This is a genomic window from Streptomyces sp. NPDC098101, assembly GCF_044760185.1.
GTDB lineage: Bacteria > Actinomycetota > Actinomycetes > Streptomycetales > Streptomycetaceae > Streptomyces.
In genome coordinates, this window is the sequence record NZ_JBIWAS010000003.1 from 283,510 (window position 1) to 309,375 (window position 25,866).

Consider the following 25,866-nt stretch of genomic DNA (forward strand, 5'->3'; position numbering starts at 1 on the left):
CGGACCCGCCCCCGCCGTCACGCCATCGCCTGGTCAGTCGGTGACGGTCCAGGTGTCGTTGCCGGTGAGGAGGTGGGTGAGGTCGCCCTTGCCGTGTTGTTCGACGGCGGTGTCGAGTTGTTCGGCCATGAGGGTGTCGTAGACGGGCCGGTCCACCGACCGGAAGACGCCGATGGGGGTGCGGTGGAGGGTGTCGGGGTCGGCGAGGCGGGAGAGGGCGAAGGCGGTGGTGGGGGTGGTGGCGTGGGCGTCGTGGATGAGGATGTCGCCCTCGTTCTCGGGGGTGACGTCCACGACGTCGAGGTCGCCGGTGGCCGGGTTGCGCACGACGCCTCTGGTGTGGTCGGTGCCGAAGCGGATCGGCTGTCCGTGTTCGAGGCGGATGACCGCCTCTTGGGCCTGGTCTTTGTCTTTGAGGGTGTCGAAGGCGCCGTCGTTGAAGATGTTGCAGTTCTGGTAGATCTCCACCAGTGCGGTGCCGTTGTGGTCGGCGGCCCGGCGCAGGACGTCGGTGAGGTGTTTGCGGTCGGAGTCGATGGTGCGGGCCACGAAGGAGGCTTCGGCGCCCAGTGCGAGGGAGACCGGGTTGAACGGGGCGTCCAGGGAGCCCATCGGGGTGGATTTGGTGATCTTCCCGGTCTCCGAGGTGGGGGAGTACTGGCCTTTGGTGAGGCCGTAGATGCGGTTGTTGAAGAGCAGGATGGTGAGGTTGACGTTGCGGCGCAGGGCGTGGATGAGGTGGTTGCCGCCGATGGACAGGGCGTCGCCGTCGCCGGTGACGACCCAGACCGACAGGTCACGGCGCGAGGTGGCCAGGCCGGTGGCGATGGCGGGGGCGCGGCCGTGGATGGAGTGCATCCCGTAGGTGTTCATGTAGTAGGGGAAGCGGGAGGAGCAGCCGATGCCGGAGACGAAGACGATGTTCTCCCTGGCCAGGCCGAGTTCGGGCATGAAGCCCTGGACGGCGGCCAGGACGGCGTAGTCGCCGCAGCCCGGGCACCAGCGCACTTCCTGGTCGGACTTGAAGTCCTTCATGCTCTGGGCGGCCTCGGCCCGGGGGACCAGGCTCAAAAGTGGCTCAGGCATCGATGGCCTCCTTCAGGACGGCGGCGAGCTGTTCGGCCTTGAACGGCATCCCGTTGACCTGGGTATGACTGCGCGCGTCCACCAGATACTTCGCCCGCAGCAGGGTGGCGAGCTGCCCGAGGTTCATCTCCGGCACCACCACCGTGTCGTAGCTCTTCAGTACGTCACCGAGGTTCTTCGGGAACGGGTTGAGGTGGCGCAGATGCGCCTGGGCGATGTGGCCGCCCTCGCGGCGGATGCGGCGCACGGCGGCGGTGATGGGCCCGTAGGTGGAACCCCAGCCGAGGACCAGGGTGCGGGCGCCGTCCGGATCATCGACGTCCAGATCAGGAACCTCGATCCCGTCGATCTTGGCCTGGCGGGTGCGGACCATGAAGTCGTGGTTGGCCGGGTCGTAGGAGATGTTCCCGGTGCCGTCCTGCTTCTCGATCCCGCCGATCCGGTGCTCCAGCCCCGCCGTCCCCGGCACCGCCCACGGCCGCGCCAGCGTCTCCGGATCACGCTTGTAGGGCCAGAACACCTGCGTACCGTCCGGCAGTTCGTGGTTGGGGCCGGTGGCGAACGCGGTCCGCAAGTCCGGCAGCTCCCCGGTGTCCGGGATACGCCACGGCTCGGAGCCGTTGGCCAGGTAGCCGTCGGAGAGGAGGAAGACCGGGGTGCGATACGTCAGGGCGATCCGGGCGGCTTCCAGGGCCGCGTCGAAGCAGTCCCCCGGGGTCCGGGGCGCGACCACCGGCACCGGTGCCTCGCCGTTGCGCCCGTACATCGCCTGCAGCAGATCGGCCTGCTCGGTCTTCGTCGGCAACCCCGTCGAGGGGCCACCACGCTGAATGTCCACGATCAGCAACGGCAACTCCAGCGACACCGCCAGACCGATCGTCTCCGACTTGAGCGCCACCCCCGGCCCGGAGGTGGTGGTGACGGCGAGGGAGCCGCCGAACGCGGCCCCCAGCGCGGCGCCGATCCCGGCGATCTCGTCCTCGGCCTGGAAGGTCCGCACGCCGAAGTTCTTGTGCTTCGACAGCTCGTGCAGGATGTCGGAGGCCGGCGTGATCGGATACGAGCCGAGGTAGAGCGGCAGGTCGGCCTGCCGGGACGCCGCGACCAGCCCGTAGGACAGGGCCAGGTTGCCGGAGATGTTGCGGTAGGTGCCGGGCGGGAAGGCGGCGGTGGCGGGGGCGATCTCGTAGGAGACGGCGAAGTCCTCGGTGGTCTCGCCGAAGTTCCAGCCGGCCCGGAACGCGGCCACGTTCGCCTCCGCGATCCGCGGCTTCTTCGCGAACTTCGCCCGCAGGAACGCTTCCGTGCCCTCGGTCGGCCGGTGATACATCCACGACAGCAAACCCAGCGCGAACATGTTCTTCGACCGCTCGGCCTCCTTGCGGGACAGCCCGAAGTCCTTCAGCGCCTCGATCGTCAGCGTCGTCAGCGGCACCGGATGCACCCGGTAGCCCTCCAGCGAACCGTCCTCCAGCGGCGAGACCGCATAGCCGACCTTCGCCATCGCCCGCTTCGCGAACTCGTCCGTGTTGACGATGATCTCCCCGCCCCGCGGCACATCGGCCAGATTGGCCTTCAGGGCGGCGGGGTTCATCGCGACCAGCACGTTCGGCGCGTCACCGGGGGTGAGGATGTCGTGGTCGGCGAAGTGCAGCTGGAACGAGGAGACGCCGGGCAGGGTCCCGGCGGGAGCGCGGATCTCGGCCGGGAAGTTCGGCAGTGTCGACAGATCGTTCCCGAACGACGCCGTCTCCGAGGTGAACCGGTCACCCGTCAACTGCATCCCGTCACCCGAATCACCCGCGAAACGAATGATCACCCGATCGAGCCGACGCACTTCCTTCACGGTGCCGTCCTGGGGCGTGGCCGGGGCGCCTCTCTGCTCCCCTAGCAGGGCCTCGCCGGCCTCGCTGCTGACCTGGCTGGTCACTGAACTGGACCTCCCTCGTGGCAAGGGGACTCTCCGCCGGAGGCGGGGAGGAGCTCGGGGCGCGGTCGGCCGATCACCGTCCGTCCCGTGGCCCACCCTACGACGGCGGGGTCGAGTCTCCCTGGACTTCTTGCATCATGGACCGCTTTTTGAGATCCGTTCTGTCAGGGTTCGTCATGCCGTGTCGCCGCCCGAAGTATTCCGGAAGGTCTGGTTCCGGTCATTCTGTGGTCTTGAGTCCCCCCGGGCCCCGGGCCCGGGGTCTTACGACCTCAGGTAGGTCAGCACGGCGAGTACCCGCCGGTGATCGCCGTCACTCGGCGAGAGCCCCAGCTTCAGGAAGATGTTGCTGATGTGCTTCTCCACCGCGCCGTCGCTCACGACCAGCGCCTTCGCGATCGCCGAGTTCGTCCGCCCCTCCGCCATCAGGCCCAGGACCTCCCGCTCGCGCGGGGTCAGGTTCGCCAGGACGTCCTGCTGGCGGCTCCGGCCGAGCAGCTGCTGCACGACCTCCGGGTCCAGCGCCGTGCCGCCCCCGGCGACCCGGACGACCGCGTCCACGAACTCGCGGACCTCCGCGACCCGGTCCTTCAGGAGGTAGCCGACGCCCCGGCTGGAGCCGGCCAGGAGCTCGGTGGCGTACTGCTCCTCCACGTACTGCGAGAGGACGAGGACCCCGAGCCCCGGGTGGTCCTTGCGCAGCCGCACCGCCGCCCGCACCCCCTCGTCGGTGTGCGTCGGCGGCATCCGCACGTCCGCCACCACCACGTCCGGCAGCGCCCCCTCGGCCGCCAGCTTCCCCACCGTCTCCACCAGCGCCTCGCCGTCGCCGACCCCGGCGACGACCTCGTGCCCCAGGTCGGTCAGGAGCCGGGTCAGCCCTTCCCTGAGCAGTACCGAATCCTCGGCGATGACCACCCGCACCCGTCCCGCCACGTCCCGCTCTCCCACGCCCCACAGCCCCCATGATCCGGTCGTCCGGTCTTCCGTCGCAGCCCAGCATCGCACCCGGAGGACCCCGGAAGACTGCGGAAGCCCTAGGCGCGCCAGGGCAGTTCGACCGTCACCGTCGTCGGGCCGCCCGCCGGGGAGTCCACGGCCAGGACCCCGTCCACCGCCCCGACCCGGTCGGAGAGCGCCGCCAGGCTCCGCCCGGCCGCCGCCTCCGCGCCGCCGACGCCGTCGTCCCCGACCTGGAGCATCAGCCGGTCGCCCGCGCGCCACACGTCCACCCGGGCGCGCCGCGCCCGCGCGTGCTCGGTGACGTTCCGCAGCAGCTCCGACACCGTGAAGTACGCGATGCCCTCGATCGCCGCGACCGGCCGCGCCGGCAGGTCCACGTCCACCGACACCGGGACCGCGCAGCGCGAGGCCACCGCCGACAGGGCCGCGTCCAGGCCCCGGTCGGTGAGGACGGCCGGGTGGATGCCCCGGGCCAGGTCCCGCAGCTCCTGGAGCGCGAGCTTCACCTCGCCGTGAGCCTCCTCCACCAGGACCGCCGCCGCCTTCGGATCCTCCGCCAGCCGCTCCTTCGCCAGGCCCAGGTCCATGGCGAGCGCCGAGAGCCGGGCCTGCGCGCCGTCGTGCAGCGCCCGCTCGATGCGCCGCAGGTCGGCGGCGGCGGTGTCCACGAGCACACCCCGGTCCGACTCCAGCTCCGTCACCCGCGAGGCCGGCCGGGACGGGCCGAGCAGCCCGGCCACCAGGAACCGGTCGACGGCGACGAACCCGCGCAGCAGCCACGGCCCGACCAGGACGAACAGCAGGCCGATCAGGCAGGTCACCGCGATCTCGAAGGGCGAGTCCAGGTAGAAGCTGTGCGTCGCGTCGCCGTACAGCTGGATCCCGTCCTGCCCGACGTACGCGGGGAACGTCCACTGCCACAGCGGATACGTGAAGAGGCTCCAGCCCCACGCCCAGAACGCCACGGTCACCGAGAAGGAGAACACCGCCCACGGCATGTGCACGAGCGCGTACAGCAGGTGCCGCCAGGACGCCCCGCTCCTCAGCACGGCCCCCATCCACGAGAACGGCCCGCCGGTCCGGCCGCGCACCGGCTCCGGCGCCGCCACGTCGAGGCCGAGCAGCGCCCGCGCCCGGGCCCGCTCCACCGCCCCGAAGCCCCGGCACAGGGCGAGCGCCCCGGCCAGGACCGGCACCCCGAGGAAGGTGATGAGCAGCCCCGCGCCGGTCGAGACGAGGGAGACGGAGAGCGCGAACCAGCAGATGCTCAGCGGAAGCCCGATCAGCACGTACCCGAGGGCGCGCCAGGTGCGGCCCTCGAACGGCGCGCGGATCGCGGCGGGGAGTCGGTCGGAGGGCATGGCGGACGTCCTTCTCTGCTGGTGGGAGCCGGGGGGTGCGTGTTCCAGGATTCCGTTCCGGCGGACGCCGGACCATGAGGGAGGTCGGCGTCTGCGGGCGGGGGTTTTCCCCACCCCCCCCGGGGCGGCCGCTCCGCTCCGGAAGGACCGGGCGGTGACCGGGCGATGACCCGGGGATTGCCGGATTCCCGTGGAGTGGTCGCCGGGTGGCCGTGGGGTGGTCGTTCCGTGACTGCGGGGCGGTGAGCGGCCGATGGCCGGGGGATGGTCGGGGTCCGGCGGGCGGTCGGTGGGCGCGCGATGGGTGTGCGGTGGGTGGTGGTCGCCGTATGACCGCCGGGCGCCGTACGACCGCCGGATGCTGTACGACCGCCGGATGCCTTACGACCGCCGGGCGCCTCGCGAACAGCCGACCGCGTCACGACCGCCGACCGCCTCGCGAACAGCCAGCCGCCTTACGACCGCCGACCGCCGACCGCCGCGCGACCGCCCCGCGTTCAGCGTCCCGTCGGCCGGTCCCGCCACGGGAGTTCCGCCGTCACCGTCGTCGGGCCGCCCGCCGGGGAGTCCAGGACGAGGACGCCGTCGACCGCGCCGAGGCGTTCCGCGAGCCCGGCGAGCCCCGTACCGCCGTCGAGGCGGGCCCCGCCGGTGCCGTCGTCGCGGACCTGGAGCATCAGCCGGTCGGCCGCCCGCCACACCTCCACGGAGGCGGACCGGGCGCGGGAGTGCTTGGAGACGTTCTGGAGCAGCTCCGACACCGTGAAGTACGCGATGCCCTCGATCGCCTCCGCAGGCCGTTCGGCCAGGTCGATGTCGACCCGCACCGGCACCGTGCAGCGCGCGGAGACCGAGGACAGGGCGGCGCCGAGCCCTCGGTCGGTGAGGACGGCCGGGTGGATGCCCCGGGCCAGGTCCCGCAGCTCCTGGAGCGCGAGCTTCACCTCGCCGTGCGCCTCGTCGACCATCGCGGCGGCGGCCTCCGGGTCGTCCAGGAGCTTCTCCTTCGCCAGCCCGAGCCCCATCGCGAGGGCGACGAGCCGGGCCTGCGCGCCGTCGTGCAGGTCGCGCTCGATGCGCCGCAGGTCGGCGGCGGCGGTGTCCACGACCACGCCCCGGTCCGTCTCCAGCTCGGCGATCCGCCGCTCCAGCTCGTCGGAGGGCGAGAGCAGCCCCCGGACCATGCCCCGGTCGGCACCGGCGAGGAGCCGCGCCAGGAAGGGCAGCACGGGCCAGAGGACGAGGAGCGAGACCAGGGAGACCGTGAACGTCAGGATCCCCCAGGGCAGCCGGATCAGCCCGTACAGCTGGGTCCGCCAGGCCACCGGGTCCTTCAGCGCCGACCACAGCCAGCCGAAGAAGCCGCCGCGCCGGGGCAGCGGGGACGGCTCGCCGACCTCGACGCCGAGCAGGCCCCGGGCCCGGGCCCGCTCCGACCGGCCGATCCAGCGGGCGCCGCCGAGGCCGAGGGCGAGCAGCGGAAGGCCGACCACGGTGACCGAGAGCCCGACGCCGAGCACCACGCTCACCACCGCGTAGACGAAACCGGCCAGCGCCGTGAACAGGTTGGAGAGGAGGAAGGCGAGCTCCTTCCAGGTCTCCTTGCCGTAGGCGGTGCGGGGGCGCGCCGGGGCGGCGGAAGACCCCGTGGAAGGGGCGGCGGCGGAGTCGTGATCGGCACTCATGAGCCCCAGGGTGCCTGGCGGGGATCGTGCGCCGCCATGGGGGAGGTGGGTGAACGGGAGGGGGGTTAACCCCACCGGAACCGGCCACCGCGACTGCTTACGGTCCCTTTAACAGGGCCTAGACTCGCGTGCGTACAGAACAGAAGTGACCCATGGGGCACCTGGACCGAGGGGCGGACGTGCGGGAACCGACCGTTGTCGCGGCCGACGCGGCGGACTACTTCCAGACGTACTCCGTCGTCGGCCTGCTCGCCGTCGTCGGCGTGCTCTTCGTCGCCGTGGCGTTCGGCGCCGGCCGGCTGCTCCGGCCCGTCGTGCCGACGCCCGAGAAGCTCCTCACGTACGAGTGCGGCGTCGACCCCGTGGGGGAGGGCTGGGCGCACACCCAGGTCCGCTACTACGTGTACGCCTTCCTCTACGTGATCTTCGCCGTCGACTCGATCTTCCTCTTCCCCTGGGCGACAGTCTTCGCCGCGCCCGGCTACGGCGCCACGACCCTGGTCGAGATGTTCGTCTTCCTCGGCTTCCTGGCCGTGGGGCTGCTCTACGCGTACAAGAAGGGCGTCCTGACATGGACGTAACACCCGGAACCGGCCACGGGACCGGCACCGGCCACGGGACCGACGCCGGTACCGGCACCGGCCCCGCTTCCGAGCCCGTGGCCCTGCCCGCCCCGAAGCTGGGGATGCTCGCCCGCCTGGCCCCGGAGCCGATGAAGGTGGTCCTGAACTGGGGCCGCCGCTACAGCCTGTGGGTCTTCAACTTCGGCCTCGCCTGCTGCGCGATCGAGTTCATCGCCGCGTCGATGGCCCGGCACGACTTCATCCGCCTCGGCGTGATCCCCTTCGCGCCCGGCCCGCGCCAGGCCGATCTGATGATCGTCTCGGGCACGGTGACGGACAAGATGGCACCGGCCGTGAAGCGCCTGTACGAGCAGATGCCCGAACCGAAGTACGTCATCTCCTTCGGTGCCTGCTCCAACTGCGGCGGCCCGTACTGGGACTCGTACTCCGTGACGAAGGGCGTCGACCAGATCATCCCCGTCGACGTGTACGTGCCGGGGTGCCCGCCCCGGCCCGAGGCGCTGCTCCAGGGCATCCTCAAGCTCCAGGAGAAGATCGCGCGGGAGAGCCTGGCGGAGCGCTACGGACGGTCGGCCTCGGTGTCCGAACTGACGAGCCCGCTGACGCCCCCGCCGGGAGGCACGGCATGAGCGCGTACGACGGCCTCCCCGACGCGGTGACGGAGGTCTTCGGCGAGGAGGCGACGGCGGAGCGGGCGTACGACCTGCTGACGGTCGACGTCCCGCCGTCCTCCTGGATCACGGCCCTGACCACGGCCCGCGACGAGCTGGGCTGCACCTACTTCGACTGGCTGAGCGCGGTCGACGAGCCGGGCACGGGCTTCCGGGTCTGCGCGCACGTGGTGTCCCTCGCGGAGGGCGGCCCGCGCCGCCTCCTCGTCCGTACGACGGTCCCGCACGCGGCCCCCGTCCTCCCCACGGCGGTGGGGGTGTACGCGGGCGCGGGCTGGCACGAGCGCGAGACCCACGAGATGTTCGGCGTGGACTTCACCGGCCACCCGCACCTGGTCCCGCTGCTCCTCCCCGAGAACTTCGAGGGCCACCCGCTGCGCAAGGACTTCGTCCTCGCGGCCCGGGTCGCCAAGGCGTGGCCGGGCGCGAAGGAACCGGGCGAGTCCCACGACGGCGGCCCCAAGCGCCGCCAGATGCTCCCCCCGGGCGTCCCGGACCCCAACGAATGGGGCCCCCTCAAGGGCCAACTCCCCCCGGCCCCCACCCGAGCCGAACGCCCGGCCCGCCGCCCCCGCCCGGCGACGGAGCCCCCCACCACCCAGGACACGGCCCCTCGCCGCACCCGCTCGGCATCGGAGGGCTCGACGAGCCAGGAGACACCGCCGACACCTCGTCGTACCCGCTCCGCGTCGGATGGCTCGACGAGCCAGGAGACACCCCCTCGCCGTACCCGTTCCGCGTCGGAAGGCTCCGCCAGCCAGGACGTATCGGCGGCACCCCGCCGCTCCCGCTCGGCGGCCGACGGTTCGGCGAGCCAGGCGGCGGGGGAGCCGGGTGCCCCGGTACGCCGTACGCGCTCGGCTTCGGACGGCTCCGCGAGCCAGACGCCCCCGGAGCCGACGGCCCCCCGGCGCACCCGCAGCTCGGACGCCCCCTGGCACCACGCCCGCCCGGCCTTCGACGAGGAACCGGCGGCTCCTGCGCCCCCGGCCGCTCCGGCGAAGCCGGACACCGGGACGCCGACGGCCGCTCCGGCCGAGCCCGCCACCCCGGCGCAGCCGGACACCGCCGCCGAGCCGTCCGCTCCGGCCGGGTCCGGCGGGCCGGCCGACGTACGGGGTCCCGGCCCGCACCCCGCCACCGAGCCGGGGACCGGGGCCGAAGGCCCCGAGAAGGAACCCGACGCCGACGGACCCGGCAAGGCCCGGCCCACGAACACGGGCGCGGACACGGGCGCGGACACGGACACCGACACCGACACCGACCCAGACCCCACCCACCCCGCCGGAGGCGATCCCGCGTGAACGACGTACTCGACGTCGCCCTCCGGCTCCTCGTCGTCTTCGCCGTCTTCCTCGTGCTGCCCCTCGTCGTCGGCCAGACCGAGCACAAGGTCATGGCCCACATGCAGGGCCGCCTCGGCCCCATGTACGCCGGCGGCTTCCACGGCTGGGCCCAGCTCGTCGCCGACGGCGTGAAGTTCGCGCAGAAGGAGGACGTGGTCCCGAAGGACGCCGACCGGCGGGTCTTCCAGCTCGCGCCGGCCGTCGCCCTCCTCCCGTACCTCCTCGTCCTCGTCGCGATCCCGGTCGGCCCGGGCGAGGGGGCCGTCGGCCAGGTCGTCGACGCGGGCATCTTCTTCGTGCTCGCCGTCATGGGCGTCGGCGTCCTCGGCAGCCTCATGGCCGGCTGGGCCTCCGCGAACAAGTTCTCGCTGCTCGGCGGGCTTCGGACGGCCGCCCAGCTCCTCGCGTACGAGCTCCCCATGCTCCTCGCCGCCGCCTCCGTCGCGATGGCCGCCGGCACCGTCTCCCTCCCCGGCATCCTGGACGCCTTCGAGTGGTGGTGGCTGCCCTGGCAGATCGTCGGCGCGCTCGTCTTCTTCGTGGCCGGCCTCGCCGAGCTCCAGCGGCCCCCGTTCGACATGCCGGTCGCCGACTCGGAGATCATCTTCGGCGCGTACACCGAGTACACCGGCCTCCGCTTCGCGCTCTTCCTGCTCGCCGAGTACGCGGGCATCGTCGTCCTCTGCGGCCTCACCACCGTCCTCTTCCTCGGCGGCTGGCACGGCCCCCTCGGCGCCGACGGCCTCGGCTGGGTCTGGACCCTCCTGAAGACCGCCGTCCTCGCCTTCGTCGTCATCTGGCTGCGGGTCAGCTACCCGCGCCTGCGCGAGGACCAGCTCCAGCGGCTCGCCTGGACGACGCTCGTCCCGCTCGCCCTCGCGCAGATCGCGCTCACCGGCATCGTGAAGGTGGCGATCAACTAATGGCCCCTCCCCTCCCGCCCTCCCGACCCGGCATTCCGGGTTCCGGCCTCGCCAAGGGCCTCGCCGTCACCCTCCGCACCATGACGCGGCGCTCGCACACCGCGCAGTACCCCGACGTCCAGCCCGAACTCCCGCCCCGCACCCGCGGGGTCATCGGCCTGTTCGAGGAGAACTGCACGGTCTGTATGCTCTGCGCCCGCGAGTGCCCCGACTGGTGCATCTACATCGACTCCCACAAGGAGACGGTGCCGCCCGCCGCCCCCGGCGGCCGCGAACGCAGCCGGAACGTCCTCGACCGCTTCGCCATCGACTTCGCGCTCTGCATGTACTGCGGCATCTGCATCGAGGTGTGCCCCTTCGACGCGCTGTTCTGGTCGCCCGAGTTCGAGTACGCGGAGACCGACATCCACGAGCTGACGCACGAGCGCGACAAGCTCCGCGAGTGGATGTGGACGGTCCCGGAACCGCCCGCGCTCGACCCGCGCGCGGAGGAACCGAAGGAGATCGCCGCCGCCCGCAAGGCGGCGGAGAAGGCGGCGGCCGCGGCGGCCGCCGAGGGGGAACAGCGGTGATCCTGACAGCGGTACACACGGCACAAGCGGTGCACACGGCACAGCAGCAGGCCGCGCAAGGCCACGGCTTCCTCTCGCCCACCGGCGTCGAGATCGCCTTCCTCCTCGTCGGCCTCGTCACCCTCGGCGCCGCCGTCGTCACCGTCACCACCCGCCAGCTGGTGCACGCCGCCCTCTGGCTGGTCGTGGCCCTCGGCGGCCTCGCCGTCGAGTACCTGCTCCTGACCGCCGAGTTCATCGCCTGGGTCCAGGTGCTGATCTACGTCGGCTCCGTCGTCGTCCTCCTCCTCTTCGGCCTCATGCTCACCAAGGCCCCCATCGGCCGCTCCCCGGACACCGACTCGGGCAACCGCCCGGTCGCCCTCGCCGTGGCCCTGGCCGCCGCGGCCGCGCTCGTCTGGGTGGTCGTCGACGCGTTCCGCACGACCTGGATCGACCTCGACGGAGCCGTCCAGGGCTCCACCGAGGTGACCGGCGCGATCCTCTTCCGGCACTGGGTGCTGCCCTTCGAGGCGCTGTCCGTGCTCCTCCTGGCCGCCCTGGTCGGCGCCATCGTGCTCTCCCGCAAGAAGAAGGAGGGGGAACGCTGATGCACCTCGCCTACCCGGCCGTCCTCGCCGCCCTCCTCTTCTGCACCGGCCTCTACGGCGTCCTCGCCCGCCGCAACGCGATCCTCGTCCTGATGTCCGTCGAGCTCATGCTCAACGCCGTCAACCTCAACCTCGTCGCCTTCGACGTCTGGCTCCGCGACGCCCTCCACGCCGGCCAGGCCCTCACCCTCTTCACCATCGCCGTCGCCGCCGCGGAGATCGGCATCGGCCTCGCGATCGTCCTGATGGTCCACCGCAACCGCGGCACCTCGGACATCGACCGCCTCCGCGACACGGCGGAGCACCCGCACGAGGACCCGGACCTGGACCCGGACACGGACCCGGACCCGGCTCCGCCCGCCGGCCCGCACGACGAGAAGGCCGAGGCCGCCGCGTGACCACGACCACCCTCGCCGTCCTCGTCCCCCTCCTCCCCTTCCTCGGCGCCGCCGCCGGACTCCTCCTCGGCCGCACCGCCCCCGGCTTCGTCCGCCCCCTCGCCGTCCTCCCGACCCTCGCCGCCGCCGTCCTGGCCGTCCTCGTGGCGGTCCGCCAGGGCGGCGGGAAGGCGATCGACGCCGCCACCCAGCTCACCCCCACCGGCTCGGTCCCGATCGACCTGGCCCTGCACGTCGACGGCTTCGCCGCCCTCGTCGCCGTCCTCGTCGGAGTGGTCGCGACCTGCGTGCAGGTCTACTCGACCGGCTACCTCCGCGAGGACCCCCGCTACCCCTCGTACGCCGCGCTCGTCTCCCTCTTCACCGCCGCGATGCTCCTCGTCGTCTACTCCGGCGACCTGATGGTGCTCCTGGTCGGCTGGGAGATCATGGGCATCTGCTCGTACTTCCTCGTCGGCCACTACTGGGAGACCCCCGAGGCCCGGTCCGCCTCCCTCAAGGCCTTCCTCGTCACCAAGCTCGGCGACGTGCCCTTCCTCATCGGGCTCTTCGCGCTCGCCGCCGACGCCGGCACCTTCCGGATCACCGGCATCCTCGGCGCCGTCGCGACCGGCGGCCTCGACCACCCCACCGTGATCGCGCTGCTGCTGCTCGCCGGCGTCGCGGGCAAGTCCGCCCAGTTCCCGCTGCACACCTGGCTCCCGGACGCCATGGCCGGTCCCACCCCCGTCTCCGCGCTCATCCACGCCGCCACGATGGTCGCGGCCGGCATCTACTTCACGGCCCGGCTGCTCCCCGTCTTCGCCGCCTCCGCCGCCGCGATGACCGTCCTCGCCGTGCTGGCCGCGATCACCATGGTCGGCTCGGCGCTCGCCGCGCTCGCCCAGGACGACATCAAACGGGTCCTCGCCTACTCGACGATCGGCCAGCTCGGCTACATGGCCGGCGCCCTCGCCGTCGGCGACCGGGGCGCCGCCGTCTTCCACCTCCTCTCGCACGCCGCCTTCAAGGCGCTGCTCTTCCTCGCCGCCGGAGCGGTCATCCACGCCGCCGGGACGAACTCGCTCACCGCCATGTCCCGCACCGGCGGCCTCGCGAAGCGCATCCCGGACGCGTACTGGACGATGACCGTCGCCCTCCTCGCGCTCGCCGCGATCCCGCCCTTCGCCGGCTTCTTCTCCAAGGAGGCCGTCCTGGTGGCCGCCGAGCACACCGCGCTCGGGGACCGGACCGTCGCCCCCGCCGGAGCCGGCTGGACCGTCCTCGTCGCGGGCCTCCTGACCGCCCTCCTCACCGCCGCCTACGCCCTCCGCCTCTGGCTGCGCACCTTCCGCGGCCGGGGCCCCGAGGCCCCCAATCACGGTCGCCAGCCGATCGCCATGACCAGCGTCCTGTGGGTCCTGGCCGTCCCCTCCCTCGGCTTCGGCCTGACCGTCCGGTACCTCCCCGACTGGTTCGACGGGCACGACCTCGCCCCGACCCTCACCACCGCCGTCCTCGGCACCGGCCTCGCCGTCGCCGGAGCCGCCGTCACCTACGCGGTCTGGCGCACCCTCGCGGCCCGGGCCCCCGCCGTCCCCACCCCGCACGTCGCCCACCCGGACGCCGACGCGGGCCTGGTCGAGGCCGAGGCGCTGCGCCTGCCGCACCCCGCCGAGGACCCGGCCGACCCCGGCCGCGTCCTCCTCGGCCCGCTGCACCGCCCCGCCGCCGACGGCTTCCACCTGGACGCCGTCTACCGGGCCGCCTTCGTCCGCCCCGTACTCGCCGCCGCCTCCCTGGCCCGCTTCCTGGACCGCGAGGTCGTCGACACCTACGTCCGGGGCGCCGCAGGCTCGGCCAAGGGCCTGGGGTGGCTCGTCCGCCGCGCCCAGACCGGCAACGTCCAGACCTATCTGAGCGCCCTGCTCGCCGGCTCCGTCGTCCTGGCGATCGCCGCAGTCGCCCTCGCCAACGCCGTCGCCGGAGCGTGAGCCGTGATCGATATCAGCGAATCCGTGATGCAGTTCCTCCTGGCGTCGATCGTCGCCGGACCGCTCCTCGGCGCCGTCGCCGCCCTCCTCCCCGCCCCGCCGGGGCTGAAGGGGAAGTCGCCCGACCAGGCCGTCCTGCGCCACGGCGTCACCGTCACCGGCGTGATCCTGCTCGCCGCGATCGCCCTCGCGCTGGGCTTCGACCACGACCACCCGTCGACGATGCAGGCCACGACGGACATCAGCTGGATCAGGGCACTGGACGTGCGGATCCACCTCGGCGTCGACGGCATTTCCCTCCCCCTCCTGGTCCTGACCGCGCTCCTGAGCTTCCTCTGCGCGCTCCACAGCTACTTCAAGATGCCGAGCGGGCCCTCCCCGAAGGCCTTCGTCGCCCTGCTCCTCGTCCTGGAGGCCGGCACCCTCGCGACCTTCGCCGTCCTCGACCTCGTCCTGTTCTTCCTGGCCTTCGAGACGGTCCTCGTCCCGATGTACTTCCTCATCGCCCGCTGGGGCGGCGAGGGCAGGCGCGCCGCCGCCACGAAGTTCGTCCTCTACACGCTCCTCGGCTCCGTTGTCATGCTGCTCGGACTCCTCCTCATCGGTGTGAAGTCGGGCACGTTCGACATGGTGGCACTCGCCACTGACAACGGCCGCGGACTGACCACGTCCGTGCAGGTCATCGCCGTTCTCGCGATCGGGATCGGGCTCGCCGTGAAGACCCCGATGTGGCCGCTGCACAGCTGGCTCCCGGACGCCCACACCGCCGCCCCCACCGTCGGCTCCGTCCTCCTCGCCGGCGTCCTGCTCAAGATGGGCACGTACGGATTCGTCCGGATCGTCCTGCCGATCGCGCCCGACGGCATGAGGACCTTCGCCCCGTACCTCGCCGCCTTCGCCGTCGCCGGGATCGTCTACGGCTCGCTCGTCTGCCTCGCCCTCGCGCGCCCCGGCGCCAAGGGCGACCTCAAGCGGCTCATCGCGTACTCCTCCGTCGGCCACATGGGCTTCGTGCTCCTCGGCATCGCCACCATGACCCCCACGGGGGTCAACGGCGCCCTCTTCGCCAACATCGCCCACGGCCTCGTCACCGGACTGCTCTTCTTCCTGGTCGGCGCGGTCAAGGACCGGTACGGCACCGCCGACCTCGACACCCTCGCCGGCGCCACCGGAGCCGCCCTCTACGGCCGCGCCCCCCGCCTCGGCGCCCTCCTCGCCTTCGCCGCCGTCGCCTCCCTCGGCCTGCCGGGCCTCGCCGGGTTCTGGGGCGAGATGCTGGCCCTCTTCGGCGCCTTCGACCCGGCCGAGGGCCTCAGCCGCCCCGCCTTCCTCACCTTCACGGCGATCGGCGCCTTCGGCACCCTGCTCACCGCCGCGTACCTCCTGATCGTCGTCCGCCGCGTCTGCATGGGCGGCCCCCGGCCCGCCGGGGAGACCCCGATCCCCGACGTCCAGGGGTACGAGTTCGCCGCCTGGACCCCGCTCGTCGCCCTCACCGTCCTCGCCGGACTCTGGCCCGCCGTCCTCCTCGGCCTCACCGACCCGGCCGTCCAGAAGCTCCTCGCCGGAGGCACCCAGTGACGTCGCAGCTCGTCCAGTCCGTCGACTGGCTCACGATCGCGCCCCCCGTCCTCACGGCCGCGGTCGCCCTCGCCGTCCTCGTCGCCGACCTCTTCGTCCCCCCGGAGCGCAAGCGGCTCCTCGGGTGGACCGCGATCGGCGGCCTGGTAGCCGCCCTCGCCCTCCTCGTGCCCCTGCGGGCCGGCGACCGCTCCACCTTCTGCCTCACCCCCGACACCCGGGTCACGGCCTGCAGCTACACCGCCGACCACTTCACCCTCGTCGTCCAGCTCCTCGTCCTCGGCGGGGCGCTCCTCACCGCGCTGCTCTCCCTGGACGCGACCCGCGAGAGGCCCCCGGCCGGCGGAAAGCCGTCGCCCCGCGAGCCCCTCCCGGCCGGCGAGTACTGGTTCCTGCTGCTCTCCTCGGCCGCCGGAGCCGCCCTGCTGCCCGCCTCCCGGGACCTCGCGACCCTCGTCGTCGCCCTGGAGGTGGCCTCCCTGCCCGCCTTCGCGCTCGTCGGCCTCAAGCGCGGCGACCGCATGTCCGGCGAGGCCGCCCTCAAGTTCTTCCTCTCCTCCGTCACCGCGACCGCCGTCACCCTGCTGGGCGCGAGCTTCGTGTACGCGGCGACCGGCACCCTCCACCTCACGGAGATCGCCCAGCGCCTCGACGACGTCCCCGGGCAGCTCCAGACCCTCGCCGAGGCGGGCGTCGCCCTCACCCTCGTCGGCTTCGCCTTCAAGACGGCCGCCGTCCCCTTCCACTTCTGGGTCCCCGACACCTACGTCGGCGCCCCGCTGCCCGTCGCCGCCTACCTCTCCGTGGTCGGCAAGGCCGTCGGCTTCACCGGCCTGATCCTGGTGACCGTCGTCGCCTTCCCCTCGTACGCGGACGTGTGGGGCCCGGCGCTCGCCGTCCTCGCCGCGCTCACCATGACCGCCGGGAACGTCGCCGCCCTGCGCCAGCTCTCCACGCGCGCGTGGAGCGCGGTCCGGCTGCTCGCCTGGTCCTCCGTCGCCCAGGCCGGCTACCTCCTGGTGCCGATCGCGGCCGCCGCGTACTCCGGGAACGACCAGGTCGGCGCCACCGTCGCGTACGCCCTGATGTACGCCGTGGTGAACCTCGGCGCCTTCGCGGTCGTCGCGCTCGTCGCGCGCGCGCACCCCCGGAACCGGATCGAGGACTACCGGGGCCTGTACGCGGCGAGCCCCGCCGCGGCCCTCGCGCTCGCCTTCTTCCTCCTGAATCTGGCCGGTTTGCCCCCGGGTATCATCGGCCTCTTCGCCAAGGTGACCGTCTTCTCGTCGGCCGTCGACGCGGGCCTGGGCTGGCTGGCCGTGGTCATGGCGCTCAACGTCGTGATCGCGCTGTACTACTACCTCCGCTGGACGGCCCTGCTCTTCCGCACCCCGGAAGGAGCGCCGGGAGAGGTCCCGGCAGGAGCCCCGGAAGGGGCCCGGGAGGGCAGCGTCGCCCTCCACCGGTCCGCGCCGATCACCCTGGCGATCGCGCTGACCGCCGCCGCCGGAGCCGTCCTGTCGGGCTACCCGCAGTTCGCCCTCCGCTTCGCGACGACGACGCTCTTCTGACCCCCACCCGAGCAGAACCTAGGAGCAGGACCCCGTGCTGAACGGATTCAAGGACTTCATACTTCGCGGGAACGTCATCTCGATGGCCATCGGCCTGGCCGTCGGAACGGCGTTCACCTCCGTCGTCACGGGCTTCAGCAAGGCCTTCATCACCCCGCTCATCGGCCTCGCCACCGGCTCCGTGGGCAACTTCAACGACGCGACGTTCAGCGTCGGCAAGACCGTCTTCCCCTACGGCCTGGCCATCTCCGCGTCCATCGCCTTCGTCATCACCGCGGCGGTCCTCTACTTCCTGATCGTCGTCCCCATGACGAAGATCCAGCACAAGTTCGCCAAGGAGGAGGCGGCCGACCCCAAGTCGGAGAAGCGCGACTGCCCCCACTGCTACAGCGAGATCCCGACCATCGCCTCCCGCTGCGCGCACTGCACCAGCGAGGTCGAGCCCGTCGCCACCTTCCCGGAGAAGGTCGGGCTCCCGGCTCCCCGCTGATCACCCGAACGGCCCACAGGAGCCCCCGGTGCGGCCGGGGGAACCCGAACCTCCCGCCTGGCGTTGACCAGTACGGGAGGGTCCACTGAAGGAGTGGACCACCACGAAGAAAAGGGTTCCCCTGCCGCACCACCTGGAGGGCGTACCGTGCACCGCCGGCACAACGGGCTGAGGACCGCCGTCCTCCTCGGAGGGCTCTCGGCCCTCATCATCGTCATCGGCAGCTTCTTCGGGCGTACGGGACTGATCGTCGCGCTCGTCGTGGCGCTCGGCACCAACGCGTACGCGTACTGGAACAGCGACAAGCTGGCGCTGCGGGCCATGCGCGCCCGCCCGGTCAGCGAGTTCGAGGCGCCCGCGCTCTACCGGATGGTGCGCGAGCTCTCCACGCAGGCGCGCCAGCCCATGCCCCGGCTCTACATCTCGCCGACCCAGGCGCCCAACGCCTTCGCGACCGGCCGCAACCCGCGCAACGCCGCCGTCTGCTGCACCGAGGGCATCCTCGCCCTCCTCGACGAGCGCGAGCTGCGCGGGGTCATCGGCCACGAGCTAAGCCACGTCTACAACCGGGACATCCTCATCTCCTCGGTCGCCGGAGCGCTCGCCTCCGTGATCATGTTCCTGGTGAACTTCGCCTGGCTGATCCCCGTCGGCCGCTCCAACGACGACGACGGCCCCGGCCTCCTCGGCTACCTCCTGATCCTGATCCTCGGCCCGATCGCCGCCTCGGTCATCCAGCTGGCCATCTCCCGCTCCCGGGAGTACGAGGCCGACGCCTCCGGCGCCCAGCTCACCGGCGACCCGCTCGCCCTGGCGGGCGCCCTGCGGAAGCTGGAGGCCGGCACCAAGCAGCTGCCGCTGCCGCCCGAGCCCCGGATCGAGACCGCGAGCCACATGATGATCGCGAACCCGTTCCGGCCCGGCCAGGGCCTCTCCAAGATGTTCTCCACCCACCCGCCGATGGCCGAACGCATCGCCCGGCTCGAACAGATGGCAGGTCGACGCCCGTGAAGACGATCCTGAACGTCATTTGGCTGATCCTGTGCGGATTCTGGATGTTCCTCGGCTACATGCTCGCGGGACTCCTGCTCTGCATCACGATCATCGGCATCCCCTTCGGGCTCGCCGCCTTCCGCATCGGGATCTACGCCCTGTGGCCCTTCGGCAAGACGGTCGTCGACCGCCGCGACGCGGGCGCGCCCTCCTGCGTGGGCAACGTCCTGTGGCTGGTCCTGGCCGGCTGGTGGCTGGCCCTCGGCCACATCACCACCGGCATCGCCCTCTGCCTCACGATCATCGGCATCCCGCTGGGCATCGCGAACTTCAAGCTGATCCCGGTCTCGCTGCTGCCCCTGGGCAAGGAGATCGTCTCCACGGACCGCGCGGCGGGCGTCCACGTCCCCCAGGGCTACTAGGGGAGCCCGGTCTCCCGCAGGGTGATGTTGAGCCGCCCCCGCAGCCCGAGGGCGGGCTCGGCGGTCCCCGGGAAGACCCGGGGCACCCCGTGGTGCGCCCACCGCGAGGGCCCGCCGAAGACGAACAGGTCCCCGGAGACCAGCTCGACGTCCTTGTACGGCCGCCCCCGGTTCTCCTCGTTCCCGAAGCGGAACACGCACCGGTCCCCGAGGCTCAGCGACACCACCGGCGCGCTCGCACGCTCCTCCCGGTCCTGGTGCATCCCCATCCGCGCCTCGGCCGGGTAGAAGTTCACGAGCGCGGTGTCGGGCGCGAAACCACCGTGGTCCCCGTACGCCTCGGCGACGGCCTCCCGCCCGAGCGAAACCAGCCACCCGGGCAGTGCGGCGCCGACGGCGTCGAGATAGCGGTACGGCACCCACTGCCGCCCCAGGCACAGCGACCGCACCGACATGACGCCCCCGCCCGGCAGCACGGTCCGCCGGTACGGAAAGGGCCCGCGCCCCCACTCCCGGCAGGCGTCCACCAGCTCCCGCTGCCGCGGAAAAGGGAGCCACGCGGGCACGTGCACGGCTCCGGGCGCCACGGTGACCCGCGCCCGGGGAAAGAGCCCCTCGCTCACGCCAGGGCCCCCTCCAGGCTCAACAAGCGCTCCTTGCGCTCGACCCCGGCGGCGTACCCGCGCAGGGCCCCGTCGGCCCCGATCACCCGGTGACAGGGCCGCACCACGAGCAGCGGATTGCGCCCGATCGCGGTCCCCACGGCCCGCACCCCGGCCCCGGCCGACCCGACCCGCCGGGCGATCTCCCCGTACGAGACGGTCGAGCCGTACGGCACCTCTTCCAGCGCCCGCCAGACACGCCGCTGGAACTCGGTCCCGGCGTCCCCGTCGAACTCCACCTCGAACCGCTCCCGCTCCCCGGCGAAGTACTCCCGCAACTGCCCGGCGACCTCCTCGAAGGCCCCCGGCGCGCACGTCCACCCGTCCCCGACCGCGACGCCCCCCTTCTGCCCCGGCAGGGACAGCGACCGCAACACGACACGACCCCCCGGCACGAGCCGCCCGACGAGCAGCATCTCCCCCAGGGGGCCGTCGACGTACGCGTACACGGTCATGACTGCTTCCTCTCCCACACGGTCCTTCCACGCCCCAGTGTGCGGGGCCGCCGACGAAGGAGCTGGCGGGATTCGGACACGACCTTCGGCGCGGGACTAGCGGTAGTTCACGAACTGGATCGCGAAGTCGAAGTCCTTGCCCTTGAGGAGCGCCTGCACGGCCTGGAGGTCGTCCCGGCTCTTCGAGCTGACCCGCAGCTCGTCGCCCTGGACCTGGGCCTTGACGCCCTTGGGGCCCTCGTCGCGGATGGTCTTCGCGACCTTCTTGGCGTTCTCCTGGGAGATGCCCTCGGTGACCGAGGCGAAGAGCTTGTACTCCTTGCCGGAGAGCTGCGGCTCGCCCTCGACGTCCAGCGACTTGAGCGAGATCCCGCGCTTGATCAGCTTGGACTGGAAGATGTCGAGGATCGCGTTGACCCGCTCCTCGCCGTTCGCCTGCATGAGGATCTTCTCGCCCGACCAGGAGATCGAGGCGTTGGTTCCCTTGAAGTCGTAGCGCTGCGAGATCTCCTTGACGGCCTGGTTGAGGGCGTTGTCGACCTCCTGCCGCTCGACCTTGGAGACGATGTCGAAACTGGAGTCGGCCATGACTCGTGGCTCCTTGCTCGGATGCTGTGGGGTACAGACCGAAGCCTAGGGGGTGAGCCACGGCCCGAACCGCTGATCAATCCGGTGGCGGAGCACCCCGGGGGATCAGGTATTGTTTACGTCGTTGCCAAGGAACACCGCCGAAAAGCGGCTCCACGGCAGCGATCTCATGGCGATGTGCCCGAGCGGCCAATGGGAGCGGACTGTAAATCCGTCGGCTTAGCCTACCCAGGTTCGAATCCTGGCGTCGCCACACGAGAAGAAGGCCCCCGGTTTCGCACCGGGGGCCTTCCTTCGTTGTGCGAGGTGCGGGAGAGGCCGGGTCAGTTTCCGGCCACCGACTTCACCGCCACCGAGACCGGTGTTGAGCCCGAGGTCAGTTCCAGGGTGAGGCCGGCCGTGGCCGGGGTTTCCAGGAGTTCGGCGAGGACCGCCGCCACGTCGTCGCGGGGGACCGGGCCGCGGCCCGTGCGGGCCTCCAGGCGGACCAGGCCCGTGCCCGCGTCGTTCGTGAGGGTGCCGGGGCGCAGGATCGTCCAGTCCAGGGCCGTACGGGAGCGGATCTCGTCGTCCGCCGAGCCCTTGGCCCGCAGGTACGTGTCGAAGATCTCCTCGCCCGGGTGGGACGCGTCCGCGCCCATCGAGGAGACGACGACGTACCGCCGCACCCCCGCCCGTTCCGCCGCGTCCGCGAAGAGCACCGCGGCCCCCCGGTCCACCGTGTCCTTGCGGTCCGAGCCGCTGCCCGGGCCCGCGCCCGCGGCGAAGACGACCGCGTCCGCGCCCCGCAGGGCGTCGGCGACCATGTGGGACGACGCCGTCTCCAGGTCCAGGACGACGGGCTCGGCACCCGCCTCCCGCAGGTCCGCCGCCTGCTCCGGCCGGCGGATGACCCCCGCCACCTCGTGTCCGCCCGCCGAGAGCAGCCTCTCCAGGCGCAGGGCGATCTGTCCGTGTCCTCCAGCGATGACGATGCGCATACTCACGACCGTACGACGGGACCGGCCTGAGGGCTTCCCGGCTCGGGCGGCCGCCTCGTCCGCGCCTGCCGCGGCAGGTCCGGCGCCGCCTCCGAGTCGCAGTACTCCCGCACCGCGCTCGTCCGCGCCACCACCCGCCCCCGGTGCACCACGATCCTGCTGTACGCCAGGGACAGCGCGCCCGCGAGCCGCTCGCCCCGCACCGCCAGGAGCTCCGCCGGGAAGCCCGCCTCCACCCGTACCTCCGGAAGGCCGAGGGCCGCCCGCGCCTCCGTGCTCACCGCCCCGTACGCCTCCTCTGGCGAGAGCCCGCCCTGCGAGGCCAGCAGGTACGCCGCCTCCAGCGGGTCCCCGCGCCCCACCGGGTTCGCCGCGTCCCGCAGCGCCCCGCTCCCGGCCGCCACCCGCACCCCCGCCGACCGCAGCAGCCGGACCGGCGCCGTCCCCCCGGACCCCCGGCCCCGCGACCCCGCGTCCGCGCACCCGCCCTGCGGCAGACACACCACCGTCACGCCGGCCGCCGCCAGCCGGTCCGCCGCCCGCCCCGCCACCTCGGAGGGCAGCCGGGCCAGGCCCGCGCACGGCCCGATCGCCACCGCCGTCCCCAGCTCCCCGGCCCTTGCCGCCAGGCGGGCCAGCCACGCCGGATCGTCCCCCTCGGTGTGCAGGTCCACCGGTACGCCGTGCTCCGCCGCGACCTCCAGGACCGCCGCCAGGTGCCCGTCCGGGTCGGGGTCCAGGTCCGGGCGGCCGCCGACCGCCCCCGCGCCCGCGCGCACCGCGTCCCGCAGCAGCGCCCGCCCGTCCGCGCCCGCCGCCCCCGTGAGCAGCCGGGGCACGGCGACCGGCGCCAGCTCGCCCAGGCCGTGCAGCGAACGCCGGGCCCTGAGCACCGCCTCCAGCGGCCCGAGCCCCCGGTCGCCGCCGATCCGCACGTGCGCGCGCAGCGCGGTCGCGCCGTGCCCGAGCTGGAGCAGCGCGGCCTCCGTGGCCCGGCGCCGCACCTCCTCCCCGTCGTACGGGACGGGGCCGGGGAGGTCGGCGGTGAGCGCGGTGTCGGCGTGGGCGTGCGGCTCGGCCGGCGCGGGCAGCAGCAGATGTCCGGTGAGGTCCACCCGGGCACCCGCCGTCACCGGCTCCAGGCTGCCCGCCGTGCCGACCGCCTCGATCCGGTCGCCCACCAGCCGCACGTCCACGGTCCGCCCGTCGGCGAGGCGCGCGTGCGCGAGCAGGAGCGAGGTCGGGCCGGCGCCGGGCGCGGCCCCGTCCCCGGGCGGCCGGGGCTGCTTGCTGTCGGCTGACATCCGGCTCCTCAGGCCTCCTCGGGATCGGGATCACCCGGCGTGGGCCCGAGCCTAGGGGCGCCCTCGATGACCTGCGGGGAAGGGCGCGGCGGGCGTCCCGATGAGGGCACGTGTGGCGTACGTGACGCCTGGTGGGAGGGGGAGGACCGGCTCCGGGAAACGGATTTGGGAGATGGGCCGGGGACCGTGTAATGTCTTCCTCGCTCGCCCCAATAGCTCAGTCGGTAGAGCGTCTCCATGGTAAGGAGAAGGTCTACGGTTCGATTCCGTATTGGGGCTCTGGTGAGAAGGACCCGTCTTCGGACGGGATCCGGATCATCAAAGCGGTGTAGCTCAGTCGGTAGAGCAAGCGGCTCATAATCGCTGTGTCACCGGTTCAAGTCCGGTCACCGCTACACACGGTAGCCGATTGCGGGGTCGGTCCTTCGATCGGCTACCCTTTTATGCGTTCATCCGTCCAACCGTCCGTCCAAGGAGCACTCACGTGGCTGCCACCGACGTCCGCCCGAAGATCACGCTGGCCTGCGTGGAGTGCAAGGAGCGGAACTACATCACCAAGAAGAACCGGCGTAACAACCCGGACCGTCTTGAGATGAAGAAGCACTGCCCTCGCTGCAACTCGCACACCGCGCACCGCGAGACGCGTTAATCAGGCTCGTACACGAGGCCGTCCCCACTTCGGGGGCGGCCTCGTGTCGTTTGTCGGCAACAAATCCAGGAGGTATCGAGTCCATGGCGCTCGACCAGTCCTTCGTGGGCCGGACCTATCCGCCCACCCCGCCCTACGAGGTCGGCCGCGAGAAGATCCGCGAATTCGCCGAGGCGATCGGGGACGCCAACCCCGCGTACACCGACGCGGAGGCGGCCAAGGCGCTCGGCCACCCCGACGTGATCGCCCCGCCCACCTTCGTGTTCGCCATCACCTTCAAGGCGGCCGGACAGGTCGTCGAGGACCCGCAGCTGGGCCTCGACTACAGCCGGGTCGTCCACGGCGACCAGAAGTTCGTGTACGCCCGCCCCGTACGCGCCGGGGACCGGCTCTCCGTCACCTCCACCATCGAGGCGATCAAGTCGATGGCGGGCAACGACATCCTGGACATCCGCGGCGAGGTCCACGACGAGACCGGCGAGCACGTCGTCACCGCCTGGACCAAGCTCGTCTCCCGAGCGCCCGAGGAGGCCTGACCATGACCGCGAAGATCGCCTACGACGAGGTCGAGGTCGGCACCGAGCTGCCCGCGCAGTCGTTCCCCGTCACCCGCGCCACCCTCGTCCGGTACGCCGGCGCCTCCGGGGACTTCAACCCCATCCACTGGAACGAGAAGTTCGCGGTCGGGGTCGGCCTGCCCGACGTCATCGCCCACGGCATGTTCACCATGGCCGAGGCGATCCGCGTCGTCACCGACTGGACCGGCGACCCCGCCGCCGTCGTCGAGTACGGCGTCCGCTTCACCAAGCCCGTCGTCGTCCCCAACGACGACACCGGCGCCCTGATCGAGGTCGCCGCCAAGGTCGCCGCCAAGCTGGACGACGGCCTCGTCCGGGTGGACCTCACCGCGACCAGCGCGGGGCAGAAGGTCCTGGGGATGAGCCGGGCCGTGGTGCGGCTCGCCTGACGGACGTCGGACTACGGCTTGCTTTTTCGCCCGCGAAAAAGCAAGCCGTAACCTTGGGCCCGTGCAGCTCCTCAACGACGCCCCCCTCGCCCCCCTCACCACCTTCCGTCTCGGCGGACCCGCCTCCCGGCTCGTCACCGCCACCACCGACGACGAGGTGATCGCCGCCGTCCGCGAGGCCGACGACGCCGGGACGCCGCTGCTTATCATCGGCGGCGGGTCCAACCTGGTCATCGGGGACAAGGGCTTCGACGGCACCGCGCTGCGGATCGCCACCACCGGCTTCTCGCTCGACGGGACCCGTCTGGAGCTGGCCGCCGGAGAGGTCTGGACGGACGCCGTCGCGCGGACCGTCGAGGCCGGGCTCGCCGGGGTCGAGTGCCTCGCCGGGATCCCCGGCTCGGCCGGGGCCACCCCGATCCAGAACGTCGGCGCGTACGGGCAGGACGTCTCCGCCACCGTCACCGAGGTCGTCGCGTACGACCGGACCACGCGCGAGACGGTCACCCTGACCAACGCCGAGTGCGCCTTCTCGTACCGGCACAGCCGCTTCAAGGAGCACCCCGAGCGGTACGTCGTGCTGCGCGTCCGCTTCGCGCTCGAAGACGCCGACGGGCTCTCCGCGCCGATCAAGTACGCCGAGACCGCCCGCGCCCTCGGTGTCGAGGCCGGCGACCGCGTCCCGCTCGCCGCCGCCCGCGAGACCGTCCTGAAGCTGCGCGCCGGGAAGGGCATGGTCCTCGACCCGGAGGACCACGACACCTGGTCGGCCGGCTCCTTCTTCACCAACCCGATCCTCACGACGGAGCAGTACGGGACCTTCCTCGCGCGCGTGGCCGAGCGCCTCGGCCCGGACGTCGTCCCGCCGGCCTTCCCCGCGGGCGACGACGCGGTGAAGACCTCGGCGGCCTGGCTGATCGACCGGGCCGGGTTCACCAAGGGGTACGGCTCCGGGCCCGCCCGGATCTCCACCAAGCACACGCTCGCCCTCACCAACCGGGGCGCGGCGACCACCGAGGACCTGCTCGCCCTCGCCCGCGAGGTCGTCGCCGGGGTGCGCGAGGCCTTCGGGATCACCCTCGTCAACGAGCCCGTCACCGTCGGCGTCGAGATCTAGCCGGT

26 protein-coding genes, 3 tRNA genes and 1 pseudogene are annotated in these 25,866 nt (G+C 72.4%); 20 read left to right on the forward strand and 10 right to left on the reverse strand.

What is annotated here, in order from left to right; genetic code table 11:
* Window positions 1-33 precede the first annotated feature (33 nt).
* The 5 genes from ACIQVI_RS14220 to ACIQVI_RS14240 form a co-directional block, all read right to left on the reverse strand.
* A complete protein-coding gene (locus tag ACIQVI_RS14220; protein WP_403595246.1) occupies window positions 34-1,086 on the reverse strand; it encodes a 2-oxoacid:ferredoxin oxidoreductase subunit beta in 1,053 nt (350 codons plus the stop codon).
* Window positions 1,079-3,016: a 2-oxoacid:acceptor oxidoreductase subunit alpha gene (locus ACIQVI_RS14225; RefSeq protein ID WP_403596838.1), complete on the reverse strand. Its 1,938-nt coding sequence runs from the start codon at window positions 3,014-3,016 to the stop codon at window positions 1,079-1,081. The genes ACIQVI_RS14220 and ACIQVI_RS14225 overlap by 8 nt, the downstream gene beginning before the upstream one ends.
* Window positions 3,017-3,280: 264 nt before the next feature.
* On the reverse strand, window positions 3,281-3,940 hold the full coding sequence (locus tag ACIQVI_RS14230) for a response regulator transcription factor (RefSeq protein ID WP_121830165.1): 660 nt from the start codon (window positions 3,938-3,940) through the stop codon (window positions 3,281-3,283).
* Between the two features lie 113 nt (window positions 3,941-4,053).
* Window positions 4,054-5,340, reverse strand: a complete 1,287-nt coding sequence (locus ACIQVI_RS14235) for a sensor domain-containing protein (RefSeq protein WP_351970251.1) — start codon at window positions 5,338-5,340, stop codon at window positions 4,054-4,056.
* A 497-nt stretch (window positions 5,341-5,837) separates the two neighbouring features.
* On the reverse strand, window positions 5,838-7,025 hold the full coding sequence (locus ACIQVI_RS14240; RefSeq protein ID WP_403595249.1) for a sensor histidine kinase: 1,188 nt from the start codon (window positions 7,023-7,025) through the stop codon (window positions 5,838-5,840).
* A gap of 152 nt (window positions 7,026-7,177) precedes the next feature.
* Between ACIQVI_RS14240 and ACIQVI_RS14245 the strand changes: the two genes are divergently transcribed.
* The 13 genes from ACIQVI_RS14245 (at window position 7,178) to ACIQVI_RS14305 (ending at window position 19,139) form a co-directional block, all read left to right on the forward strand.
* Window positions 7,178-7,606, forward strand: coding sequence for an NADH-quinone oxidoreductase subunit A (locus tag ACIQVI_RS14245; protein WP_199836967.1), 429 nt, complete (start codon window positions 7,178-7,180; stop codon window positions 7,604-7,606).
* Window positions 7,597-8,238: an NADH-quinone oxidoreductase subunit B gene (locus ACIQVI_RS14250; RefSeq protein WP_403595252.1), complete on the forward strand. Its 642-nt coding sequence runs from the start codon at window positions 7,597-7,599 to the stop codon at window positions 8,236-8,238. Before ACIQVI_RS14245 ends, ACIQVI_RS14250 begins: the two co-directional genes overlap by 10 nt.
* Window positions 8,235-9,584 carry an NADH-quinone oxidoreductase subunit C gene (locus tag ACIQVI_RS14255; RefSeq protein WP_403595255.1) on the forward strand — a complete coding sequence of 450 codons (1,350 nt, stop codon included), beginning with the start codon at window positions 8,235-8,237 and terminating at the stop codon, window positions 9,582-9,584. Before ACIQVI_RS14250 ends, ACIQVI_RS14255 begins: the two co-directional genes overlap by 4 nt.
* Complete coding sequence (locus ACIQVI_RS14260; RefSeq protein WP_351970247.1) at window positions 9,581-10,549, forward strand: complex I subunit 1 family protein; 969 nt, start codon at window positions 9,581-9,583, stop codon at window positions 10,547-10,549. The genes ACIQVI_RS14255 and ACIQVI_RS14260 overlap by 4 nt, the downstream gene beginning before the upstream one ends.
* Window positions 10,549-11,121 carry an NADH-quinone oxidoreductase subunit I gene (locus ACIQVI_RS14265; RefSeq protein WP_351970246.1) on the forward strand — a complete coding sequence of 191 codons (573 nt, stop codon included), beginning with the start codon at window positions 10,549-10,551 and terminating at the stop codon, window positions 11,119-11,121. The genes ACIQVI_RS14260 and ACIQVI_RS14265 overlap by 1 nt, the downstream gene beginning before the upstream one ends.
* A gap of 29 nt (window positions 11,122-11,150) precedes the next feature.
* Complete coding sequence (locus tag ACIQVI_RS14270) at window positions 11,151-11,711, forward strand: NADH-quinone oxidoreductase subunit J (protein ID WP_403595259.1); 561 nt, start codon at window positions 11,151-11,153, stop codon at window positions 11,709-11,711.
* Window positions 11,711-12,109, forward strand: coding sequence for an NADH-quinone oxidoreductase subunit NuoK (gene nuoK, locus ACIQVI_RS14275; protein ID WP_403595262.1), 399 nt, complete (start codon window positions 11,711-11,713; stop codon window positions 12,107-12,109). Before ACIQVI_RS14270 ends, nuoK begins: the two co-directional genes overlap by 1 nt.
* Entirely contained in the window at window positions 12,106-14,082 is a 1,977-nt protein-coding gene (locus ACIQVI_RS14280) for an NADH-quinone oxidoreductase subunit L (protein WP_403595265.1), read from the forward strand. The genes nuoK and ACIQVI_RS14280 overlap by 4 nt, the downstream gene beginning before the upstream one ends.
* A 27-nt stretch (window positions 14,083-14,109) precedes the next feature.
* Entirely contained in the window at window positions 14,110-15,663 is a 1,554-nt protein-coding gene (locus tag ACIQVI_RS14285; RefSeq protein WP_351970255.1) for an NADH-quinone oxidoreductase subunit M, read from the forward strand.
* A complete protein-coding gene (locus ACIQVI_RS14290; protein WP_403595268.1) occupies window positions 15,660-17,234 on the forward strand; it encodes an NADH-quinone oxidoreductase subunit N in 1,575 nt (524 codons plus the stop codon). The genes ACIQVI_RS14285 and ACIQVI_RS14290 overlap by 4 nt, the downstream gene beginning before the upstream one ends.
* 34 nt (window positions 17,235-17,268) lie before the next feature.
* Window positions 17,269-17,724, forward strand: a complete 456-nt coding sequence (gene mscL, locus ACIQVI_RS14295; protein WP_351970241.1) for a large conductance mechanosensitive channel protein MscL — start codon at window positions 17,269-17,271, stop codon at window positions 17,722-17,724.
* A gap of 147 nt (window positions 17,725-17,871) precedes the next feature.
* On the forward strand, window positions 17,872-18,735 hold the full coding sequence (gene htpX, locus ACIQVI_RS14300) for a zinc metalloprotease HtpX (RefSeq protein WP_053646225.1): 864 nt from the start codon (window positions 17,872-17,874) through the stop codon (window positions 18,733-18,735).
* Entirely contained in the window at window positions 18,732-19,139 is a 408-nt protein-coding gene (locus ACIQVI_RS14305) for a YccF domain-containing protein (protein ID WP_351970240.1), read from the forward strand. Before htpX ends, ACIQVI_RS14305 begins: the two co-directional genes overlap by 4 nt.
* Here ACIQVI_RS14305 and ACIQVI_RS14310 read toward each other — a convergent pair.
* The 3 genes from ACIQVI_RS14310 to ACIQVI_RS14320 form a co-directional block, all read right to left on the reverse strand.
* Complete coding sequence (locus tag ACIQVI_RS14310) at window positions 19,136-19,762, reverse strand: alpha-ketoglutarate-dependent dioxygenase AlkB family protein (protein ID WP_403595273.1); 627 nt, start codon at window positions 19,760-19,762, stop codon at window positions 19,136-19,138. The genes ACIQVI_RS14305 and ACIQVI_RS14310 overlap by 4 nt on opposite strands.
* Entirely contained in the window at window positions 19,759-20,256 is a 498-nt protein-coding gene (locus ACIQVI_RS14315) for a methylated-DNA--[protein]-cysteine S-methyltransferase (RefSeq protein WP_403595276.1), read from the reverse strand. Before ACIQVI_RS14315 ends, ACIQVI_RS14310 begins: the two co-directional genes overlap by 4 nt.
* A 96-nt stretch (window positions 20,257-20,352) precedes the next feature.
* The gene (locus ACIQVI_RS14320; RefSeq protein ID WP_121830148.1) at window positions 20,353-20,844 is read right to left on the reverse strand and encodes a YajQ family cyclic di-GMP-binding protein; all 492 of its coding nucleotides are present in this window, start codon (window positions 20,842-20,844) and stop codon (window positions 20,353-20,355) included.
* A 171-nt stretch (window positions 20,845-21,015) separates the two neighbouring features.
* On the opposite strand from ACIQVI_RS14320, the gene ACIQVI_RS14325 reads away from it, so the two are divergent.
* Window positions 21,016-21,097 (forward strand) — tRNA-Tyr (locus ACIQVI_RS14325).
* Between the two features lie 70 nt (window positions 21,098-21,167).
* On the opposite strand, the gene ACIQVI_RS14330 is transcribed toward ACIQVI_RS14325, so the two are convergent.
* Window positions 21,168-21,824: an SDR family oxidoreductase gene (locus ACIQVI_RS14330; RefSeq protein ID WP_351970230.1), complete on the reverse strand. Its 657-nt coding sequence runs from the start codon at window positions 21,822-21,824 to the stop codon at window positions 21,168-21,170.
* A gap of 2 nt (window positions 21,825-21,826) precedes the next feature.
* Window positions 21,827-23,128, reverse strand: a complete 1,302-nt coding sequence (locus tag ACIQVI_RS14335; RefSeq protein WP_403595281.1) for an amidohydrolase family protein — start codon at window positions 23,126-23,128, stop codon at window positions 21,827-21,829.
* Window positions 23,129-23,334: 206 nt separating this feature from the next.
* On the opposite strand from ACIQVI_RS14335, the gene ACIQVI_RS14340 reads away from it, so the two are divergent.
* From ACIQVI_RS14340 to ACIQVI_RS14365, 6 genes and pseudogenes are all read left to right on the forward strand, one after another.
* A tRNA-Thr gene (locus ACIQVI_RS14340) sits at window positions 23,335-23,407 on the forward strand.
* A 43-nt stretch (window positions 23,408-23,450) separates the two neighbouring features.
* Window positions 23,451-23,523, forward strand: a tRNA-Met gene (locus tag ACIQVI_RS14345).
* 89 nt (window positions 23,524-23,612) lie between these two features.
* On the forward strand, window positions 23,613-23,777 hold the full coding sequence (gene rpmG / locus ACIQVI_RS14350) for a 50S ribosomal protein L33 (protein ID WP_003956487.1): 165 nt from the start codon (window positions 23,613-23,615) through the stop codon (window positions 23,775-23,777).
* A gap of 83 nt (window positions 23,778-23,860) precedes the next feature.
* The gene (locus tag ACIQVI_RS14355; RefSeq protein ID WP_351970228.1) at window positions 23,861-24,313 is read left to right on the forward strand and encodes a MaoC family dehydratase N-terminal domain-containing protein; all 453 of its coding nucleotides are present in this window, start codon (window positions 23,861-23,863) and stop codon (window positions 24,311-24,313) included.
* A 2-nt stretch (window positions 24,314-24,315) separates the two neighbouring features.
* Window positions 24,316-24,744 carry a MaoC family dehydratase gene (locus tag ACIQVI_RS14360; protein ID WP_351970227.1) on the forward strand — a complete coding sequence of 143 codons (429 nt, stop codon included), beginning with the start codon at window positions 24,316-24,318 and terminating at the stop codon, window positions 24,742-24,744.
* Window positions 24,745-24,790: 46 nt separating this feature from the next.
* Window positions 24,791-25,861, forward strand: a pseudogene (locus ACIQVI_RS14365) (UDP-N-acetylmuramate dehydrogenase); the annotation flags it as partial.
* Between the last annotated feature and the right edge of the window lie 5 nt (window positions 25,862-25,866).

Excerpts from the sequence above, each read along its gene's own strand:
- ACIQVI_RS14220 (WP_403595246.1), bottom strand. The coding sequence starts at position 1,086 with ATGCCTGAGCCACTTTTGAGCCTGGTCCCCCGGGCCGAGGCCGCCCAG.
- ACIQVI_RS14235 (WP_351970251.1), bottom strand. The coding sequence starts at position 5,340 with ATGCCCTCCGACCGACTCCCCGCCGCGATCCGCGCGCCGTTCGAGGGC.
- ACIQVI_RS14240 (WP_403595249.1), bottom strand. The coding sequence starts at position 7,025 with ATGAGTGCCGATCACGACTCCGCCGCCGCCCCTTCCACGGGGTCTTCC.
- ACIQVI_RS14245 (WP_199836967.1), top strand. The coding sequence starts at position 7,178 with ATGGGGCACCTGGACCGAGGGGCGGACGTGCGGGAACCGACCGTTGTC.
- ACIQVI_RS14250 (WP_403595252.1), top strand. The coding sequence starts at position 7,597 with ATGGACGTAACACCCGGAACCGGCCACGGGACCGGCACCGGCCACGGG.
- ACIQVI_RS14255 (WP_403595255.1), top strand. The coding sequence starts at position 8,235 with ATGAGCGCGTACGACGGCCTCCCCGACGCGGTGACGGAGGTCTTCGGC.
- ACIQVI_RS14265 (WP_351970246.1), top strand. The coding sequence starts at position 10,549 with ATGGCCCCTCCCCTCCCGCCCTCCCGACCCGGCATTCCGGGTTCCGGC.
- nuoK (WP_403595262.1), top strand. The coding sequence starts at position 11,711 with ATGCACCTCGCCTACCCGGCCGTCCTCGCCGCCCTCCTCTTCTGCACC.
- ACIQVI_RS14285 (WP_351970255.1), top strand. The coding sequence starts at position 14,110 with ATGCAGTTCCTCCTGGCGTCGATCGTCGCCGGACCGCTCCTCGGCGCC.
- ACIQVI_RS14315 (WP_403595276.1), bottom strand. The coding sequence starts at position 20,256 with ATGACCGTGTACGCGTACGTCGACGGCCCCCTGGGGGAGATGCTGCTC.
- ACIQVI_RS14320 (WP_121830148.1), bottom strand. The coding sequence starts at position 20,844 with ATGGCCGACTCCAGTTTCGACATCGTCTCCAAGGTCGAGCGGCAGGAG.
- ACIQVI_RS14330 (WP_351970230.1), bottom strand. The coding sequence starts at position 21,824 with ATGCGCATCGTCATCGCTGGAGGACACGGACAGATCGCCCTGCGCCTG.
- ACIQVI_RS14335 (WP_403595281.1), bottom strand. The coding sequence starts at position 23,128 with ATGTCAGCCGACAGCAAGCAGCCCCGGCCGCCCGGGGACGGGGCCGCG.
- ACIQVI_RS14355 (WP_351970228.1), top strand. The coding sequence starts at position 23,861 with ATGGCGCTCGACCAGTCCTTCGTGGGCCGGACCTATCCGCCCACCCCG.
- ACIQVI_RS14360 (WP_351970227.1), top strand. The coding sequence starts at position 24,316 with ATGACCGCGAAGATCGCCTACGACGAGGTCGAGGTCGGCACCGAGCTG.